Here is a 16,571-nt window from a genome sequence, read left to right on the forward strand (position 1 = left end):
GGGCTGTTTATGCATGATGGTAAGTCTGTATCTGTATTGATGATACGCCGCCGTAATGCCGGTTTCACTCTGTTGGAAGTGACGATTGCACTCATGGTACTGGCGTCAATGATGGTGGTTGGTGTGATTTATCTGAATAGGCAGAGTGACATGTTGGTAAATCAGGTGGTAGCCGGGCAAATCCAGCACCTCGGCGATGCCGTGGTGGATTATGTCAATAATAATTACACCGCTTTAACTCATGGGCCCACGTCGGCACCAATCCATTGGGCGGAGATGCGCCCTTATTTGCCACCCGGATTGGATCAAAATACGGTCAATCCGCTTGGTCAGAAATATGATGGCGTATTACGTGTCGTTGTGCTGCCTAATGGCAAAAAACGCATCGATCCGCTGATTTATACCGTTCCAGCAATAGAAGGCGGAAAACAGCCGGATGTGGCGGAACATGCAATGAAAATCGTGCAATTGATTGGCGTTGGCGGCCTCTATCTCGATTACCAAGATCGTGACAGTAACAATCCAGTCACTTATTGGAACAGTTATGGTCAGGTCAATGTACCGAAATCTTTTGCCGGTTTTTTCAATCAACAACCTACTGAAATTGGGCGTATTTTTTACGCCCCATTTGTTAGAGATGCATCAACTTATGGTCCCGGTACTTTGGCCGGTGATTTGCTTCATCGGCAAAAAATAGATGGGCATCCAGAGTGGAATAAGATGGAGACCAGCATCAACATGAGTGGCAATCGCCTTGATCAGGTCGATACGCTGTCGATGCAAGGAACCGGTATGGTTGAGGGGGTGAATAAGGTCGCTTTCGCTTCCCGTTTTCAGCAAAAACAATCTTATATCGCGCAAGGTAATGATGGTGCAATGGTTGTTAATCCAACACATGGCACGTTGTTTATTTTGGATGGTAATGCTAATCCCGCGAGGAAAGGCACCTTGGCTGCCGGTGATGTTCATGCAGATAAAAACGTGGTTGTTGGTAATAACTTGGTGATAAGTACGAAAACAGGCAGTTTTGCCGGTGGGGGATGTCCAGCGTTAGGTAGTGTATCCATGAGTAAACAGGGAGAGTTGTTGATTTGCCAGCATGCGGGTTTTGGTATCCCAATTTTGCAATGGAAAGATGCCGCAGGGCAGAGGACAGAAGGCAGAGGACGGAGTATGGAAAGATAGAGGACGGAAAATAGAGTACGGAATACAGGGTATAGGGAACGGATGATTGGCTGTGTTCAATGTTGATTTTTCTGGTGGGTGGATTTTTACGTTTTTAAATTTGCAGGAGAACGAGAATGTGGCCATTAGCGATTGTTAGCGTTGTCGTTGTGTTTTTTATGCAATTGATTTTTGGTCAGTTGTTGCATGAAGTGCGTGTGCAGTCAGTGCGTGCCAGGACCGATGTCGCAGCGCTGTTTCGTAGTTATGCTTCAGCCGGTGTGCAATTACTTGATCATCATGCTCAAGGAAAGGTCAGGCGTCGGAATATGCAGCAGGCATTAACCACTTTGCATATGGAGTGGGTAAACACCGATGCTTGGTGTGACAATTTTTCCAGTCAATGTCTCTGGGGGGGATTTATTTCAGGGGCTCATGTCTATATTTTCCGCAAAAATATCAGTGCCGGTGACAATGTGTTGTTGCACGGGGCTTTCGCGGAATTGCTGAGATGGGGAGCAGAACCCGATCAAATCGGTTTCAAGCGTGGCTCTTGGCTTATCGATGGCAAAGGAAAACGCATAGAAAACCAACTTGCCAGACGATTACCGGGTGATGTTCGGGAATTTGTTTCTGACGGGGCGCTGGTGGAAATATTGTAGCTGGTGGAAATATTGTGGTTGCTATTCCGCAAGCGGGCTTTCTTTGGGTGACTGACCCATTAATGGGTTGTTTGGCTGCTGATTTTCCTTTGGAGAAAGATCGATGAATAAATTAATCGCATCTGTTTTTATGGCGCTTGTCTCTCTGTCAAATGTCGCCGTTTACGCCACACCAGTGCCAACATCGGTTCCTCTGGCGGTAGTGTGGACAGCAACGTCGGGGCAAACGCTGCGTGATGTTATACAAGTGTGGGCCAGTAGGTCCGGTTATGAGGTGGTGTGGGATGCCTCCTATGATTTTCCGATCCGGGCTAATCTGCGTTTCAGTGGCACGTTCATTCAGGCGGTGAGTGCGTTGTTCGACGCTTACACAATGGCGAATCGTCCTTTCAGCGTCGATATTTATCAGGAACAGCGGCTTGTCCATGTACAGGCTCAGGGGTAATAACATGGCTATTCAGTTTTTGACGTTTTACAGATGGTTGTTGTTGCCCTGCGTAGCCGCTGGACTGTCAGGTTGTGCAGCAATCGAGAAGGTCGATCAGCAGGCAGATACCGAGATGGCGCAAGCGACTGAGATTATTAAAGGATTACGTAATAGTGCCGCCGCAATGTCGGTACATGTGCATGAACATGGTTATTGGGTGTCAACTAAGGAGATCCCCTCGAAGAAGGAGAGTGAAACCGTCTCTTGCCGGTTGACCCTTGAGGAAGCTGAGCCAATTACCTTGGGTGAGTTTGCAGATAAGATCAAACGTATTTGCGGTGTACCGGTGGTGATCAGCGCCGATGCCCGGCTTGCTGTCTATCCCGGTTCGGCATCGGGTGAAAGAGGGAGTGAACGAGGTGTTGTGGTGGTCAATTCAGGCACACCGCCGGTATCTGGAGAGGGGGAGCCGGAAGTGTTGAAAATTCATGTGAATTGGCATGGATCGCTAGTGGGGTTGCTCGATTCGGTTGTTTCGTCGTCCGGTTTGCATTGGAAAGTACATAATGGTGCAGTGCATATTTTCAAAACAGAGACGCGGGTGTTTCAAATATATGCATTGCCGGGTACGGATGCATTGTCTTCCAGCGTGACCGCGACGACGAGTGCGACGTTCGGCAGTGGCGTAAGTGAGGGCGATAGTGGTAATAGCGGTAGTACTCAAACCCTGGCAACTTCTTTGACCCGTTCGGTGATGGATGAGATCCAAAAAACGGTATCAGCCATGCTGACGCCGGGGGAAGGTAAGCTAACGCTATCAATGGCGACAGCATCGCTGGCGGTAACCGATTCGCCCGAAGTACTCGATAGGATTAAGGATTACATTGATCAACAGAATAAATTGCTGACCACGCAGGTGGTGCTTAATGTCAAGATCCTGAATCTGACTTTCGATCGTGCTGATCAGTATGGTGTCGATTGGTCGCTAGCTTATAAAAGTGCTCGTATAGGATTGAGTAATGAGAGTGGGAATAGTGTTATTGATGACGGCGGAGTCAGTACCAATATTCATATCCTCAAAGGACCATTCAGTGACAGCACTTTGCTAATTAAGGCGTTATCAGCGCAAGGCAAAGTATCCATAGTGACGCAACCTTCGGTGACTACGTTGAATTTGCAGGCAGTACCGATGCAGGTGGCAACTCAGACCGGTTATGTTGCATCCATTTCCAATACTTCAACGCCACAAGTCGGTACTTCGGTGGGGATTGAGCCCGCAACAGTGACGACGGGTTTTAATATGTTGATGCTGCCTTATGCTATGGCTGATAAGCAAATATTGTTGCAGTACAACATTAGCTTGAGCGATTTAAAGAGGCTGGAGAAATTTGGCAAGGAAGAGACCGGTCAGGTGCAGTTGCCGACGATAGATTTACGCGCATTCAGTCAGAAGGTGCGGCTGCATTCAGGTGAAACGCTGGTGTTATCAGGGTTCGAGCAACAGTCAGATACCAGTGATCGCAGTGGTTTAGGTAGCCCGGATAATCAGCTCTTGGGAGGGAGCCGTCAGGGTAAAAGGAATCATAATGTGATCGTGGTCATGATTACGCCTATAGTGGTAGATTAAAAGATGACCGAAATAGGCGTGGAGCATGTCATGCAAATCAAGTTATATGGTAAGACTCTGGTGGCTGGCATCATCTGGCGGCCACCGGTAGCTGTACTGGCGCGGGCTAACATGCGCAGAAATGGGATTGCAGCGGGGTTTACCCTGGCCGTTCGCCATCGTGTTGGACGAGGTGTTCAGGTTGGTTATGCGCCGAAGGAGGCAGGAGAACCCGGTTATTATTCATTGGCTGCTGTTTTGGCTAAAGTGGTGGATAAATCTAACTGGATCGGCGCGTTTCGTTTGTCTGATGCGTGTTATGCGTTAGTGGCAGTACATCAGGGTGCAATCATGGCTGGACGTGATTTGATCGGAACGCGCGAAGAGATCGAGACGAAGTTGCGTGAGACGGTACAGTTAGTAGAGGACGCTAATGGGGTGTGGCATGCCATCTATGCACCGAAGGAGTTTGAATCGCTGTGGCCGGAGATGCCATTAGAGCAGCTATTATCGAAATCGATATTGAAAAAGTCTGTCGGTCAGCTAGAAAGTTTAACCGGTGAAATGTCGAAGTATCAAATTAAGCTCTTTGCCATGACCACCGGTTTAACACTTTTGTTGGGGGGCGGTTGGTGGATGTGGCATACCTATAAGCAGAATAGGGTGGTGGAAGTGCCGGATTTACCCCGTGAGGTGGTGGAAACCCTACCACCGCATCCGTGGCTTGCACAACCGCAAATGGCACGGCAATTCTCTATATGGAAGAGAGTGTTAGCCAGAGTGCCCTTGTCGCTGGCAGGTTGGCAGGTTGAATCGATAAGTTTGGATACTGATACAGTTTCCGTGAGTTATCAACGTCATGAAGGCATGCCGATCAATATTTTTCAGGTTGCTGCCATCAATATTTTCCGGGCTGGTCCGGTGATCTCCAATGGGGGAGAACAGGCACAGGTATTGATACCGATTGAGCAGCAGAGTGAGGATCAGGCAGATAATGATGATGTATTGCAGTCGTCCGATCAGGCGTTGATTGAATTGATCTCTTATTTTCAGGCGCTAGATTTGCCCCCTCCGGTTTTGACTGAGAGTGCTTCCGTTTTGCCACCACCACCGCCTCCCAGAGCAGAGGGAGAGACACAGGTGTGGGCCAATCCCGATTGGCAGACTTATAGTTGGACGCTCTCTTCTCAGTTACCTCCAGATGCTTTGTTTTCAGGTAAGCCTTTTCCTGGATTGAGGGTCACTAGTGCCAAAGTGGTGTTAGCTGATGGTTTTCCTCAGTGGGAACTCAATGGAGTTTTCTATGCAAAAAATTAGTCAGTTTATGATCAGTCTGTTGATGGTGCCGGTATTTTCGTTGGCATATGCACAAGTATCATCCACTGAGCGTTCAGCAATTCAGGCGAAACCTGTTGCACAGAAACCGGTATTGTCAGAGGTGACGGCGAACAATAGCGTTGCGGCGCAGTTGGAGAAATTACAGACAGATTTGATGTTACTTAGAGCCGAAACTGCAAGGGCAAATGCGCAGGCTGAACTCGATAAAATTTCCAGAATCGTGAATAGAGGCAGTGCTGTTAATAACGATTTGCCTTTAGTTAAGTCAATCTTTGGACGTAACGGTGGGTTGATTGCCACGCTCCGGTTTCGTTTGGGGGGCATTATGGATGTGAAAGCGGGTGATTGGTTACCGAATGGTTATAAGGTGATCCGCATTAATACGGGGGTGGTGACTTTTGCTAAACAAGGACGATGCTATGACGTGGGCCTTACCGCAACTAACGATGCATCGTTGTTGGATAGTCTTGATTTTATGGTAGCGCCACCGTTGCCGTTAAGTCGTTAATTGCTGAGTAGGCGGTTTCCTATGGAAATAACAAGCTCCGATCTGCTGTGTATGGTCAGGCAGGGCGCAAAAGTTTTATCCGCCCTGAGCGGTGCACTTGAAATCGAGTTAGCGAACCGTAGTTTGATCTGTCTGATTGAGTTGCCTCTGCAAAAGGGGCAGTGTGTGCTGGCGGTGTCTGCTTCCCATCGCCTTGATCCCCATGTGCTGGCCTATGAGGAAACGGTTAAAAGACACGGTTTCATCTATCAGATTGTCACCTGTGGAATGGGGAGCATATTGGAATTATACCGTCTTAACAAAAGCCACAATCATAGTCATGGATTAGGCGGAACGGAATCCGATGTTCAGCGTTATATCATTCGCTTAATTGGCGAAGCCACTGAGGAACGCGCGTCGGATTTACATATTGTCGCTCGTCATAATTATTGTGAGATCCGTTGCCGTATTGATGGTTATTTACGGCCAGTAGGACAGTTGCGCCCGGAGGAAGGATTGCGGCTGTGTGCGACGATTTACCAAAGTATGTGTGATGTGGCGGAGCCGACGTTTAAGCCGATGCAAGCACAGCGTGCGCGAATGAAGGATGAATTTCTTGCCGAGTGCGGGCTTTCTGGGGCACGGATTAACACACGTCCCCTTGATCGTGGCATGTTAATGGTGTTGCGATTGCTGTACGCGGATAGCCCCGGTACCGTGTGCACCCTAAGCGATCTTGGCTATTTGCCGGAACAGTGTCAGATATTGGAAGAGCTGATGGACCATCGGGCCGGTGTGGTGCTGCTATCCGGCGCGACGGGTAGCGGCAAGAGCACCACTTTGAAAGTCGTGATGCAGAAGATGATAACCGAGCAGGCCGGCATTCATCTGCTGACACTTGAAGACCCTCCCGAATATGAGATTGAAGGGGCTAATCAATCGCCTATCACCGGCGATCGGGGTGATAGCGTGGTTATCGAGCAAGAATGGGCAATGGCAATCGCTGATGCAATGCGACTCGATCCTGATGTAATTATGGTCGGTGAGATACGCGATGCAGTGACGGCAAAGATGACTTTCCGAGCCGCCATGACCGGCCATCTTATTTGGACCACGATACATGCAAACGATGCTTTAGCGATTTTGCCCCGCTTGCAGGATGAGGCGGTGATGGCGTCACTATTAATGGATTCGCGGCTGGTGATTGGTTTGGTCAGCCAAGCGCTGATTCAGGTGTTATGTCCTCATTGTAAAGTTCCCCTGCAAGGGCATGAGCAAGAAGTCTCCGAGCGTTTGCTGAAACGGCTGAATCTTTATTGTCAGCCGGAATCGGTTTGTCTACAGGGGGAGGGCTGTGACTATTGCAAACAGTGCGGCACCGTGGGCCGAACCGTCGTGGCGGAAGTGGTTCAGACTTCTCCTGGCTTAATGCAAGCTTATCGAACCGGTCATCATCATGAGGCAACCCGATATTGGATTATGGAGATGGGCGGTATCAGTAAGATCGATGCACTTATTCGCAAAATAAATGACGGAATGATTGATCCCCGTGCCGGAGAGCGTGTGATGGGGCCGATTGTCCCGGTGAGCTATCAAATCGAGTAAAACGCTATGTCAATGACCGATTTTGTTGCCAGACTGAATTATCGAATGGCGAAGATACAGTTCAGTAAGAAAGTGCGGGTCCGTTTCTATGAGCATCTGATTATGATGCTAGAGAATCGTGTCATGCTGATTGATGCATTACGTGAAATGTACAATATTGCCAGCGACGAAGGCCATAAGCCTAATGGTGGTTATGCGTTGGTGTTGAGTAGTTGCTATGAATCTGTGAGCCAGGGCAGCACTTTGTCAGAGAGTTTGCTGCAATGGATTGGTCCTAATGAAGTGGCGGTGATTGCCGCGGGTGAGCGCTCCGGTGATATACGTAGTGCTTTCATGGATGCGATCGCCATGATCGAAGCGGGTAGTAAGATCCGTAGTGCGGTTATTGGTGCATCTATTTATCCTGCGGTGCTCATTGGGATGATATGTGTATTGTTGCACATTGTAGCAGGCAGTTTGGTACCGAAATTGGCTGCGGTTTCTAAGCCAGAAACCTGGGATGGTGCGGCTTATACCCTATATTTGATGGGGACATTTGTTAATGACTATGGGCTCTATTCACTGATATTTCTGGTGATATTGTTCATATTAGTAGCATTATCGTTACCTTTTCTTGGGGGGCGATTGCGAACGGGGCTTGACCGGTTTCCACCGTGGTCACTGTATCGAACGATTCATGGCAGTATGTTCATACTGAATGTGTCGTTGTTGATCCGCTCAGGGATGATGTTGCAATCTGCGTTAGAATTGTTGCTGGAACAGGCGGGTTCACGCTGGTTGTATGTGCGTATCGCGGCCACGCTTGAACACATCTCAATGGGAGCCGGTTTTGGTGAGGCGTTGCGCGATACCGGTTACCGTTTTCCTGATAACGAGGCGATCAGTTATCTGCGGCTGTTGTCGCGGTTACAGGGATTTGATCAATCAATGGCAAAGTTCGCCCGGCACTGGCTGGATGAAACGATCATTAAAGTCCAGATCGTGACGCGTGGGTTTCTGTTCGCTTCGATCCTCATGATCGGTGGTATGTTGATGCTGGTGGTTACCGCGGTGTCTGGCATTGAGAATGCCATTGAGCAGTCGTTATCTCTGCCCTCTGTTTAATGTTGGGATTAACTGATGAAAATCAGTCGGGATATGGAAACTAGAAACGTGTGATACATGTCGTGAGAATGTGTTGAATGAGCTAAGAAAAACTTGCGGGCCGATTATCCTCTGAGCGCTTAATGACAAAGGTGTGGCGGAAATAATAATGAAAATATAAGAATAATAATGATAATAAATTTATCTATAATTCATTATCTGATTCTATTAATGGAATGTTTGTTATTTTTAAGATAATGATACTCCAGGTTAAATGATTAAATATTGCTGAACATTGATGTTTGTAGCTAAGAATGATAATTGATTTTTAATTATTTTCATTAATTATCAATTAATTATCTGGATATTATAAATGACAGAATTAATAGATTTACAAACGCATAATTCCCTTAAGTTTTTATGGCCCGGATAGTATAGGGTTAAGCCATTGTAAATTTGGCAAAAACCTACCAAATAATCCGGGCGTGGATTTTTATTATATTTTTTAGACAAAGATATTCCGGCCGATACGATGGTAAATAATCGATTCTGCCTTATCAAGTCTTTATTTTTCAAAAAGAGGTTCTCACTGGTTTACCAAAACCAAATTCTATTCTTGAGCCGACGCAATATTACCGCAAATGCTTTGCTAATCGTTTATTCAAGTTGTCTGGCGGTAAAGTGAAAGCCTCTTTATTGCGTACTACTAAAAGAGTGTGTAGTACCTAATTTTATTTTTCCCTGGTGTTGCGCAGATTTTGTTATCGGGAATAGCACTCGCTTTATTGGCGGTAAAGTTTGTGCAACCCGAAGTACAGTTCGAAATAGTATTCTCTTGATCATCGAACGATCGGCTGCATTTAACGCGGTACGTAATGAAATCTCAACCGCCTCATTCGCATATGTCCGCATTTGTTGTTCATAATCTGAAATCGCTTTGATTAAATCTTCATGACCGGATGCTACCCGAGTCAGGGTTTGAGTGAGCAAAAGTGCGTCTCGAAGCGCTATGTTTGCTCCCATTCCGACCATTGGCGTCATGTTGTGAATAGCGTCACCAAGTAGCGTGACAGCGCTGGAACGCCAGGGTAAGAGGTGATCCATACTGCGTAACGGAATCACAGAGAGGTTTTCCATATCACTTTGTTTAATCAGGGTATGCAGGTTTGGGTCCCATGAAGCAATGCGGGAGCAGATCAGATCACACAGAGATTTCGCAGGAAAATCAGTAATCGTATTCGGATAGCTGTTCGTTGCTGCTGCATAGGCCCACATGACAAAATCGCCAATTTCTGTCGATGTGGCTTTTACCTGAGTATTGATTGGAGCACGCCATAGAGAGACAAACAATCCACCGGGGCTTTTCGGCACAATATTGTTGGGCGAACCATCCAGCAAATAGGGAGGCAATGAGTCAGCAAGAGCTTGGGTAAGGCGCACACGTCCAACGGTGAGCGTGACGCCAATATCCAGCCTTTTTATCGCGGGGAGGTACTGCTTGCGTACTTTTGAATTGCTTCCATCTGCACCGATAAGAACATCGACATCTTCGTGACTTTTATCTGTGAAAAAAAGCCTGATTTTACCGCTTGGCATGTGTTCATAACGCTCGAACGTTTTGTTCCATTGAACGGTATCTGAGAGTCCCTCATTGAGTACTTCTAGAAGTTCAGATCTGCTAATTGACATCCGATCCTCGGTAATGATTTCCCCATTTTCTTGGTAAATATCTCTCTGAGCTGCGAGAAGAAGATGCAGATGTTCATCATAGAATCTTGTCTGTCCACCAACAGGCTTTGAAATCTTTTTAAAGCTTAGCCAGTTGGTTTCTGGGAGGCATTCCTGCATTGCTTGCTGACCGAATGTATCGACGTAAATTCCATAACCGGGAAGTATGGATGATGTAGCAGAGCCTCGTTCATAGACTTTCACCTTTATTCCGTTTTTGCGCAAGCCATGTGCCAGGCATGCTCCACCAATCCCTGAGCCAATTATTCCAACGTTCATTTCTTTTTTCTCCATAAGTAGTACGATGTGATTCTGAAAGAATCATGGTGACTGTAGCTGGCTAGGACCATTTGATCACAGCCATCGGGTTGTGTTACTGCTATAGTCTTAATAATAGTATACCGTACCGTTCGGTACCAATAAAAATTTAGGTTTTTTTACATGACAAATACACCTAAAGCCCAAACAGATCACAAAAGAACCCGTTCGTACTCTAGAATTTCAGGAGAACGAGTTAACGAGCTGTTAAAAATTGCTGCTCAAGTATTTGCAGAACGGGGTTTTGATGGTGCCAGTATCAGTGAGATGGCGAAACGTGCTAATGCTTCGAAGGGAACCTATTATAGTCGATTTCCTTCTAAAGAAGAGCTGTTAGTCGCTGTTGTTAGGCAGAGAATAGAAGAAGTTGAAGGCGGTCTTGACAAGACCATGAATCCCGAACCCGATATTGGGAAAGCATTAACCATTTTTGCAGAGGAAGTTTTCTCGGTAATTCTTTCAGAAACAATGATTGCGAATTATCGGGTAGTCACTCTGGAGGCCCAACGTTTTCCGCAACTAGGTAAAATCTATTATGAAAAAGGGGTCAAAAAGATAGTAGATTTTCTTGTCGAATATCTGGTACGAAAGATGGAGGAAGGAAAATTGAGCATAGTAGACCCGAAAATCTCCGCGGAGGTGTTTATCGATGGCATCATTGGAACGCCAAGGCTTAAGGCTACTTTGGGCATTGGTTTACCTACTCCAGAGGAGAAATCTCAGCGAATTGCTATCGCTGTTCAGTCATTTCTCGCTGCATATGGTACTTCCTCATGTGATAGCACTTCTTCATCATGATAGTCGCGCTGTAGTAAACCAGTCAGGTTGTAGTAAGCAGATGTAGTAAATCAGAAATTATCGTAGGAATAGCGTTGAATTAAGGGCCTGCCTGTTATCAGGTAGGTCTTTCTGCTGAATTAAGAAAGCGGTTTGCATACCTTGAATGATAGACGAGATGCTTTGGCGTCTTTTTTGCTGTTTTGTGTTTGGTGGGTTGGCGATGGTTTATTATATTTCCTTTGTAGGTAAATAGTTTACAATGTAAATAACTTGTTGTTTTTCTTTGATTAGAGTTTGAGTTTGTCATAATTAAAATTAACTCATGAGAATGTTCTGAAGGTGGGGATGTTGATATGGTAAAAAGAGCGATAAAGCCACTGTGTATTTCGGTTATTTGTAGCACATTGATAATAGCTGGATATGCTTTAGCTAATCATCAGAATAGGCTTATTGAAGGTGATATTCAAAATCTGCCAAAAATGCAGATTGAAAAGATATCTGAGACAACAACACCTGAACGCGTACAAATTCAAACTGCTACAATTTCAGAAACAGAACGCCGTAAAATGCTGCGAAGCTGGTTACCGGCAAAAATTAAGCCGGTTTTCTTTGACCGATTGGTTAGTTTGTACTCCTCTAACCAGATGCAACCTTTGTGGCAAGATAAAATCGCGGTTCAACGCTTTGAACCGTCATTCCGCACCGTATTTCTGATTTAAAAATAATGTGATCTTACACAGGTTTTTTGTATTGATGACATCGGTGGGGTTGACGGTAATCGCCAATTTTGATCTATTACTTTTATTTGCCGGAAAGCGAATATGTCCACACCTATACCTGCCATTAAACGTCTCGATCATCTTGGCCTTATCGCCGCTTTTTGTCATGAAGCCGGTTTACCCCGCATGATTGATGCCATTATCCCAAAATATTCATCGCATACTGTCTCTCACGGCGACGCTTTTCTGGCGATGATCCTTAACGGGCTGGGGTTTCACAGCCGGACATTGCACATGTTTTCCGGCTTTTTTCAACATAAGCCGATTGCGCGTTTAATTGGTGCTGACATTGAAGCTGAACACCTTAATGATGATGTGCTCGGCCGTACACTGGATGCCTTATATGAAGCGGGGGTGTCGGAAGTTTATCAGGTGCTTGCTGAGCAAGTGGTTGATAAATTAGGGTTAAATCCCGATTCCGTTCATTTGGATATCACGAGTTTTCATGTCGATGGTGACTATGACAGCGCATTGGGAGATGACACAAAACGTATTGCACTGGTGCCGGGTTATAGCCGGGATCACCGGCCTGAACTGAACCAGGTTGTCCTTGAACTGATTTGCGAAAATCAGGCAGGTATCCCTGTCTATATGCAGGCTATGAGCGGGAATACGAATGATGCCAAAGCCTTTGCCCAGACGATCAAAACCCATATTCAATGCCTGAAAGCAGCACAAAACAGCCGCTACTTTGTGGCCGATGCCGCCCTTTATACTGAAGCCGCGATCGCTTCGCTTCATCAGCAAAAACAACGATTTATTACGCGTGTTCCCCTGACGATCAAGGAAGCTAAACAGTCTCTCCTGAACGTGACAGCGGAGCAATTCAGCCCCATCAGTGAGGGCTATTCAGGCTGCTGGGTGACGTCATCATATGGCGGCGTTCCTCAGCGTTGGTTACTGGTGAACAGTACGGCGGCAGAAAAACGTGAAAACCAGACTTTCCGGAAAAACACACTCAGGGAAACAGAAAACGAGTCTAAACAGTTCGACAAACTGGGCAAAAAGCCCTTTGCCTGCCGGGAGGATGCCTTACAGGCACTGCATGATTTTGAGTCTCAATGCCAGTTTATCGGCATCGCCTCGCCGGAAATTCAGGCGATTACCGCGTATGCGGGGCGCGGGAAACCCGGCAAGCATCAACCCCCCAAATCGGTTCATTATCAATTAGCCGGTCAGGCTTATACCCGGTTAGACAAGGTGAAGCAGGCCAGATTGCGGGTCGGGAGGTTTATTTTAGCGACCAATGAACGGGATGAAGGACGGCTTGATATGGCGGCGTTACTGGCTAATTATAAGGCACAACAAAAGGTGGAGCGGGGTTTTCGCTTCCTGAAAAGTCCGGAATTCCTGACGTCTGCCATTTTCCTGAAAAAACCGGAGCGGATAGAAGCGCTGTTAATGGTGATGACATGTTGTCTCATGGTTTATGCGGCGCTGGAACATAAAATTCGCCATGAATTGAAACAAAATGTGCCGTTTTTCCCCGATATGAAGAACAAACCGACACAATCCCCCACCGCGCGTTGGGTATTTCTGGCCTTTGAAGGGATCAGCACCTTTGAATTTCAAGAACATAAAATGGTGACAGGAATGCAATCTTACCACCATGAGCTTTTGAGTTTATTAGGTGCACAATATAAAGCGGTTTATTCCTGAATTAGGTGCGGAATGAAGGTTTGAACAACAACTTTCAGAACTGGCATTGGCTGGGTTTCAGCCGCAATTTGGTCAATGGCTGATTGAACTCAATGATGCTCAATTGAGTCAGATGGGACGTGATCTCATCTTATCGGATGCTATGCTAGGTTATTTACAATTTGTCTCAGATGTCGGCCACCAGGGCCAACGCTGGCTCTATCGCACTGTACCATACAAAATTGTATTACCTTCACCAGTCGTTATAGATCAGTGGCAGCAAGCTATTATCGATCATAATGTGGCCGCTTATGTCGCTGCACTGGCACCACAACATCCGCAATATGAAAATATGCGCAAGGAGATGATGAAACAACTGGCTGATAGTAAACCGTGGCCACAGCTTTCTGGTAAAAGTGCGCTAAAACCGGGACAGAATAACGCTGATGTTGCTGTGTTGAAGGAAATACTTATTCGTCTTGGTATGTTGAACGAACTGACAGCTCAATCAGATCATATCTACAATCCTGAACTGGTGACTGCGGTAAAAAATTTTCAGCATTGGCAAGGGTTGGCTCCGGATGGTGTAATCGGTAAACGCACAAGAGATTGGCTAAATACTTCGCCTCAAACCAGAGCAGGATTGATGGCGCTTAATATCCAGCGTTTACGTATTATCCCAGGAGATGTGTCCACAGGAATTATGGTCAATATTCCCGATTATTCATTGCATTATTATCTTAATGATCAGGAAGTGTTGGACTCGAAAGTGATCGTTGGTCGTCCAAGCCGGAAGACACCCATTATGAGTAGTGTGCTGAATAATGTGGTGATTAATCCTCCCTGGAGTGTGCCAACTAGCCTGGCAAGAAAAGATATCGCACCACGAGCAGTTGATGATCCCGGATATTTTCAACGGCGAGGATACGTTATCTTTTCAAATTGGCGTGCTGATGCCAGTGTAATCGACCCTTACACTATTGATTGGAACGTGATTACGCCTGCTAACTTTCCTTATCGAATATGGCAAGCTCCGGGGCCGACTAACTCATTAGGCCGTTATAAATTTAATATGCCAAATTCTGATGCTATCTATTTGCATGATACGCCGAACCATAACTTGTTTAACAAAGACATCCGAGCGATCAGCTCTGGTTGTGTACGGGTTAACAAGGCTTCAGAATTAGCAAGTATGTTATTGGAAGATGTAGGTTGGCATCAGAGTAAAGTGAATAATACCCTGAAACAGGGCAATACCGTTTATGTTAACATCCCACAGCGTATTCCAGTTTATTTGCATTATTTAACTGCTTGGGTAGATGAGCAGGGGGTACCTCAGTACCGTACCGATATTTATGATTACGACAATAGTGTGAGACAAGGTGCCCAGTTTTTGTCAAAGTTGTTACCTTTACAAAACTAAATGCAACTAATTTTTGTTATTAATTGTCATATTGACCAGTGACCAATTGCCTGTTGGCCTATTTTTTCTATAATTTGGGTAGATGTTTCTTCATGGATATTATCGATCATAATCGCCGTAAGTGGCTTAGTGCGGGAGCCGCTGCTTTAGGTTTGAGTTTGTTGCCGGGGCATACTTTTGCCACTCTGGCCACTCCACGCCCACGAATTTTACGTTTTGACAACTTACATACGGGTGAAACGATTAAAGCCGAATTTTTTGACGGCTATCGTTACAACAAAGAAGAGCTGGCCCGCTTGGATCATCTGTTTCGAGATTACCGTCAAAATAGCGTTAAGACTATCGATCCTAAATTATTTGATCAGATTTATTTGCTGCAAATGATGATAGAGATTAATAAGCCTGTACAACTTATTTCTGGTTACCGTTCACTGGTAACCAACAATCAGTTGCGCAAGCAAAGTAAAGGAGTGGCTAAACAGAGTTACCATACTCGCGGGCGGGCGATGGATTTTCATATTGAAGGTATTGAGCTTAGTCGTATCTGCAAGGCTGCTCTGAAAATGAAAGCGGGAGGGGTAGGATACTATCCACACAGTAATTTCGTTCATATTGATACAGGTCCCGTCAGGACGTGGTAATCTGGTGAGTAACTATTTTGTTTTGACTATGGAGTAAATGAAATAATGAAATACCAAATTATTCCTGTTACTGCTTTTATGCAGAATTGTACCCTTATTTGGAATGAAGATAGTAAGGAAGCGGCAATTGTTGATCCGGGCGGTGAAGCAGAAAAATTGATCGCCGAGATAGAACGTCGTGGTCTGAAATTGACCCAGATTTTATTGACTCATGGTCATTTTGACCATGTTGGTGCAACAGCGGAGGTCGCTAAACATTTTAATGCGCCGGTCTACGGGCCACAGCAGGAAGATGCTTTCTGGATCGAAGGCTTGCAAGCTCAAAGTCGGATGTTTGGCATTGAAGAATGTCCATCATTTGAACCTGATCGCTGGTTAAATGAAGGTGATGAGCTGCGGGTGGGGGGCGTTGACTTATCTGTATTGCACTGTCCGGGACATACGCCAGGGCATGTTGTGTTTGTGAATCATGTAGATAAGCTGATTTACATGGGAGATGTGCTATTTAAAGGAGGAGTTGGGCGTAGTGACTTTCCACGCGGTAATCACCGGCAGTTAATTAACTCAATTAAAGATAAACTTCTGCCACTTGGTGATGATTATGAATTTATTCCGGGGCACGGACCAATGTCGACGCTAGGTCATGAGCGGCAGACTAATCCATTTTTACAGGATGAAGTACCAAGTTGGTGATGTGGTGTAGCGTTTATATTCAATATACCCGTCATCTTTCAAGTTGCCTCTTTGTTGGCTGCACTCACTCACCCCGGTCACATAGTTATCTATGCTCCCGGGGATTCGTTCCCTTGCCGTCGCGATGCATCTTGAAATCCATAGGGTATAAGTGTCAATTTGAGGGCTGGCTGATAGTTGTTTGATGGCAACTATAACT

Annotated in this window: 14 protein-coding genes and 1 pseudogene; 14 read left to right on the top strand and 1 reads right to left on the bottom strand. The window is 45.9% G+C overall.

The window, feature by feature from the left end; all coding sequences use genetic code 11:
* Positions 1-9: 9 nt before the first annotated feature.
* From pilV to PluTT01m_RS09045, 8 genes are all read left to right on the top strand, one after another.
* Positions 10-1,185 carry a shufflon system plasmid conjugative transfer pilus tip adhesin PilV gene (gene pilV / locus PluTT01m_RS09010; protein ID WP_011146016.1) on the top strand — a complete coding sequence of 392 codons (1,176 nt, stop codon included), beginning with the start codon at positions 10-12 and terminating at the stop codon, positions 1,183-1,185.
* A 116-nt stretch (positions 1,186-1,301) separates the two neighbouring features.
* Positions 1,302-1,826, top strand: coding sequence for a hypothetical protein (locus PluTT01m_RS09015; protein WP_011146017.1), 525 nt, complete (start codon positions 1,302-1,304; stop codon positions 1,824-1,826).
* A 103-nt stretch (positions 1,827-1,929) separates the two neighbouring features.
* Entirely contained in the window at positions 1,930-2,271 is a 342-nt protein-coding gene (locus PluTT01m_RS09020; protein ID WP_011146019.1) for a toxin co-regulated pilus biosynthesis Q family protein, read from the top strand.
* Between the two features lie 4 nt (positions 2,272-2,275).
* A complete protein-coding gene (gene pilN, locus PluTT01m_RS09025; RefSeq protein ID WP_011146020.1) occupies positions 2,276-3,880 on the top strand; it encodes a PilN family type IVB pilus formation outer membrane protein in 1,605 nt (534 codons plus the stop codon).
* A 30-nt stretch (positions 3,881-3,910) separates the two neighbouring features.
* Positions 3,911-5,176, top strand: a complete 1,266-nt coding sequence (gene pilO2, locus PluTT01m_RS09030; protein WP_228956764.1) for a type IV pilus inner membrane component PilO — start codon at positions 3,911-3,913, stop codon at positions 5,174-5,176.
* Complete coding sequence (gene pilP / locus PluTT01m_RS09035) at positions 5,163-5,705, top strand: type IV pilus biogenesis protein PilP (protein ID WP_011146022.1); 543 nt, start codon at positions 5,163-5,165, stop codon at positions 5,703-5,705. The genes pilO2 and pilP overlap by 14 nt, the downstream gene beginning before the upstream one ends.
* A gap of 21 nt (positions 5,706-5,726) precedes the next feature.
* Positions 5,727-7,289: a GspE/PulE family protein gene (locus PluTT01m_RS09040; RefSeq protein WP_011146023.1), complete on the top strand. Its 1,563-nt coding sequence runs from the start codon at positions 5,727-5,729 to the stop codon at positions 7,287-7,289.
* A 6-nt stretch (positions 7,290-7,295) separates the two neighbouring features.
* On the top strand, positions 7,296-8,393 hold the full coding sequence (locus PluTT01m_RS09045; RefSeq protein ID WP_011146024.1) for a type II secretion system F family protein: 1,098 nt from the start codon (positions 7,296-7,298) through the stop codon (positions 8,391-8,393).
* Between the two features lie 672 nt (positions 8,394-9,065).
* On the opposite strand, the gene PluTT01m_RS09050 is transcribed toward PluTT01m_RS09045, so the two are convergent.
* Complete coding sequence (locus PluTT01m_RS09050; protein WP_011146025.1) at positions 9,066-10,379, bottom strand: FAD-dependent oxidoreductase; 1,314 nt, start codon at positions 10,377-10,379, stop codon at positions 9,066-9,068.
* 162 nt (positions 10,380-10,541) lie between these two features.
* Here PluTT01m_RS09050 and PluTT01m_RS09055 point away from each other — a divergent pair, with 162 nt between their 5' ends.
* From PluTT01m_RS09055 to PluTT01m_RS09080, 6 genes and pseudogenes are all read left to right on the top strand, one after another.
* Positions 10,542-11,216 carry a TetR/AcrR family transcriptional regulator gene (locus PluTT01m_RS09055; protein WP_011146026.1) on the top strand — a complete coding sequence of 225 codons (675 nt, stop codon included), beginning with the start codon at positions 10,542-10,544 and terminating at the stop codon, positions 11,214-11,216.
* A 335-nt stretch (positions 11,217-11,551) separates the two neighbouring features.
* Positions 11,552-11,917, top strand: coding sequence for a hypothetical protein (locus tag PluTT01m_RS09060; protein WP_041380031.1), 366 nt, complete (start codon positions 11,552-11,554; stop codon positions 11,915-11,917).
* A gap of 102 nt (positions 11,918-12,019) precedes the next feature.
* On the top strand, positions 12,020-13,636 hold the full coding sequence (locus PluTT01m_RS09065) for an IS1634-like element ISPlu4 family transposase (protein ID WP_011144714.1): 1,617 nt from the start codon (positions 12,020-12,022) through the stop codon (positions 13,634-13,636).
* 16 nt (positions 13,637-13,652) lie between these two features.
* Positions 13,653-15,038, top strand: a pseudogene (gene ldtD, locus PluTT01m_RS09070) (L,D-transpeptidase); the annotation flags it as partial.
* Between the two features lie 92 nt (positions 15,039-15,130).
* Positions 15,131-15,679: a peptidoglycan L,D-endopeptidase MepK gene (gene mepK / locus PluTT01m_RS09075; RefSeq protein ID WP_011146027.1), complete on the top strand. Its 549-nt coding sequence runs from the start codon at positions 15,131-15,133 to the stop codon at positions 15,677-15,679.
* A gap of 45 nt (positions 15,680-15,724) precedes the next feature.
* Positions 15,725-16,372 (top strand): MBL fold metallo-hydrolase, encoded by a 648-nt coding sequence (locus tag PluTT01m_RS09080; RefSeq protein WP_011146028.1) that lies wholly within the window; start codon positions 15,725-15,727, stop codon positions 16,370-16,372.
* The last annotated feature ends 199 nt before the right edge of the window (positions 16,373-16,571 follow it).

The organism is Photorhabdus laumondii subsp. laumondii (assembly GCF_003343245.1).
In the GTDB taxonomy this organism is placed as follows: domain Bacteria; phylum Pseudomonadota; class Gammaproteobacteria; order Enterobacterales; family Enterobacteriaceae; genus Photorhabdus; species Photorhabdus laumondii.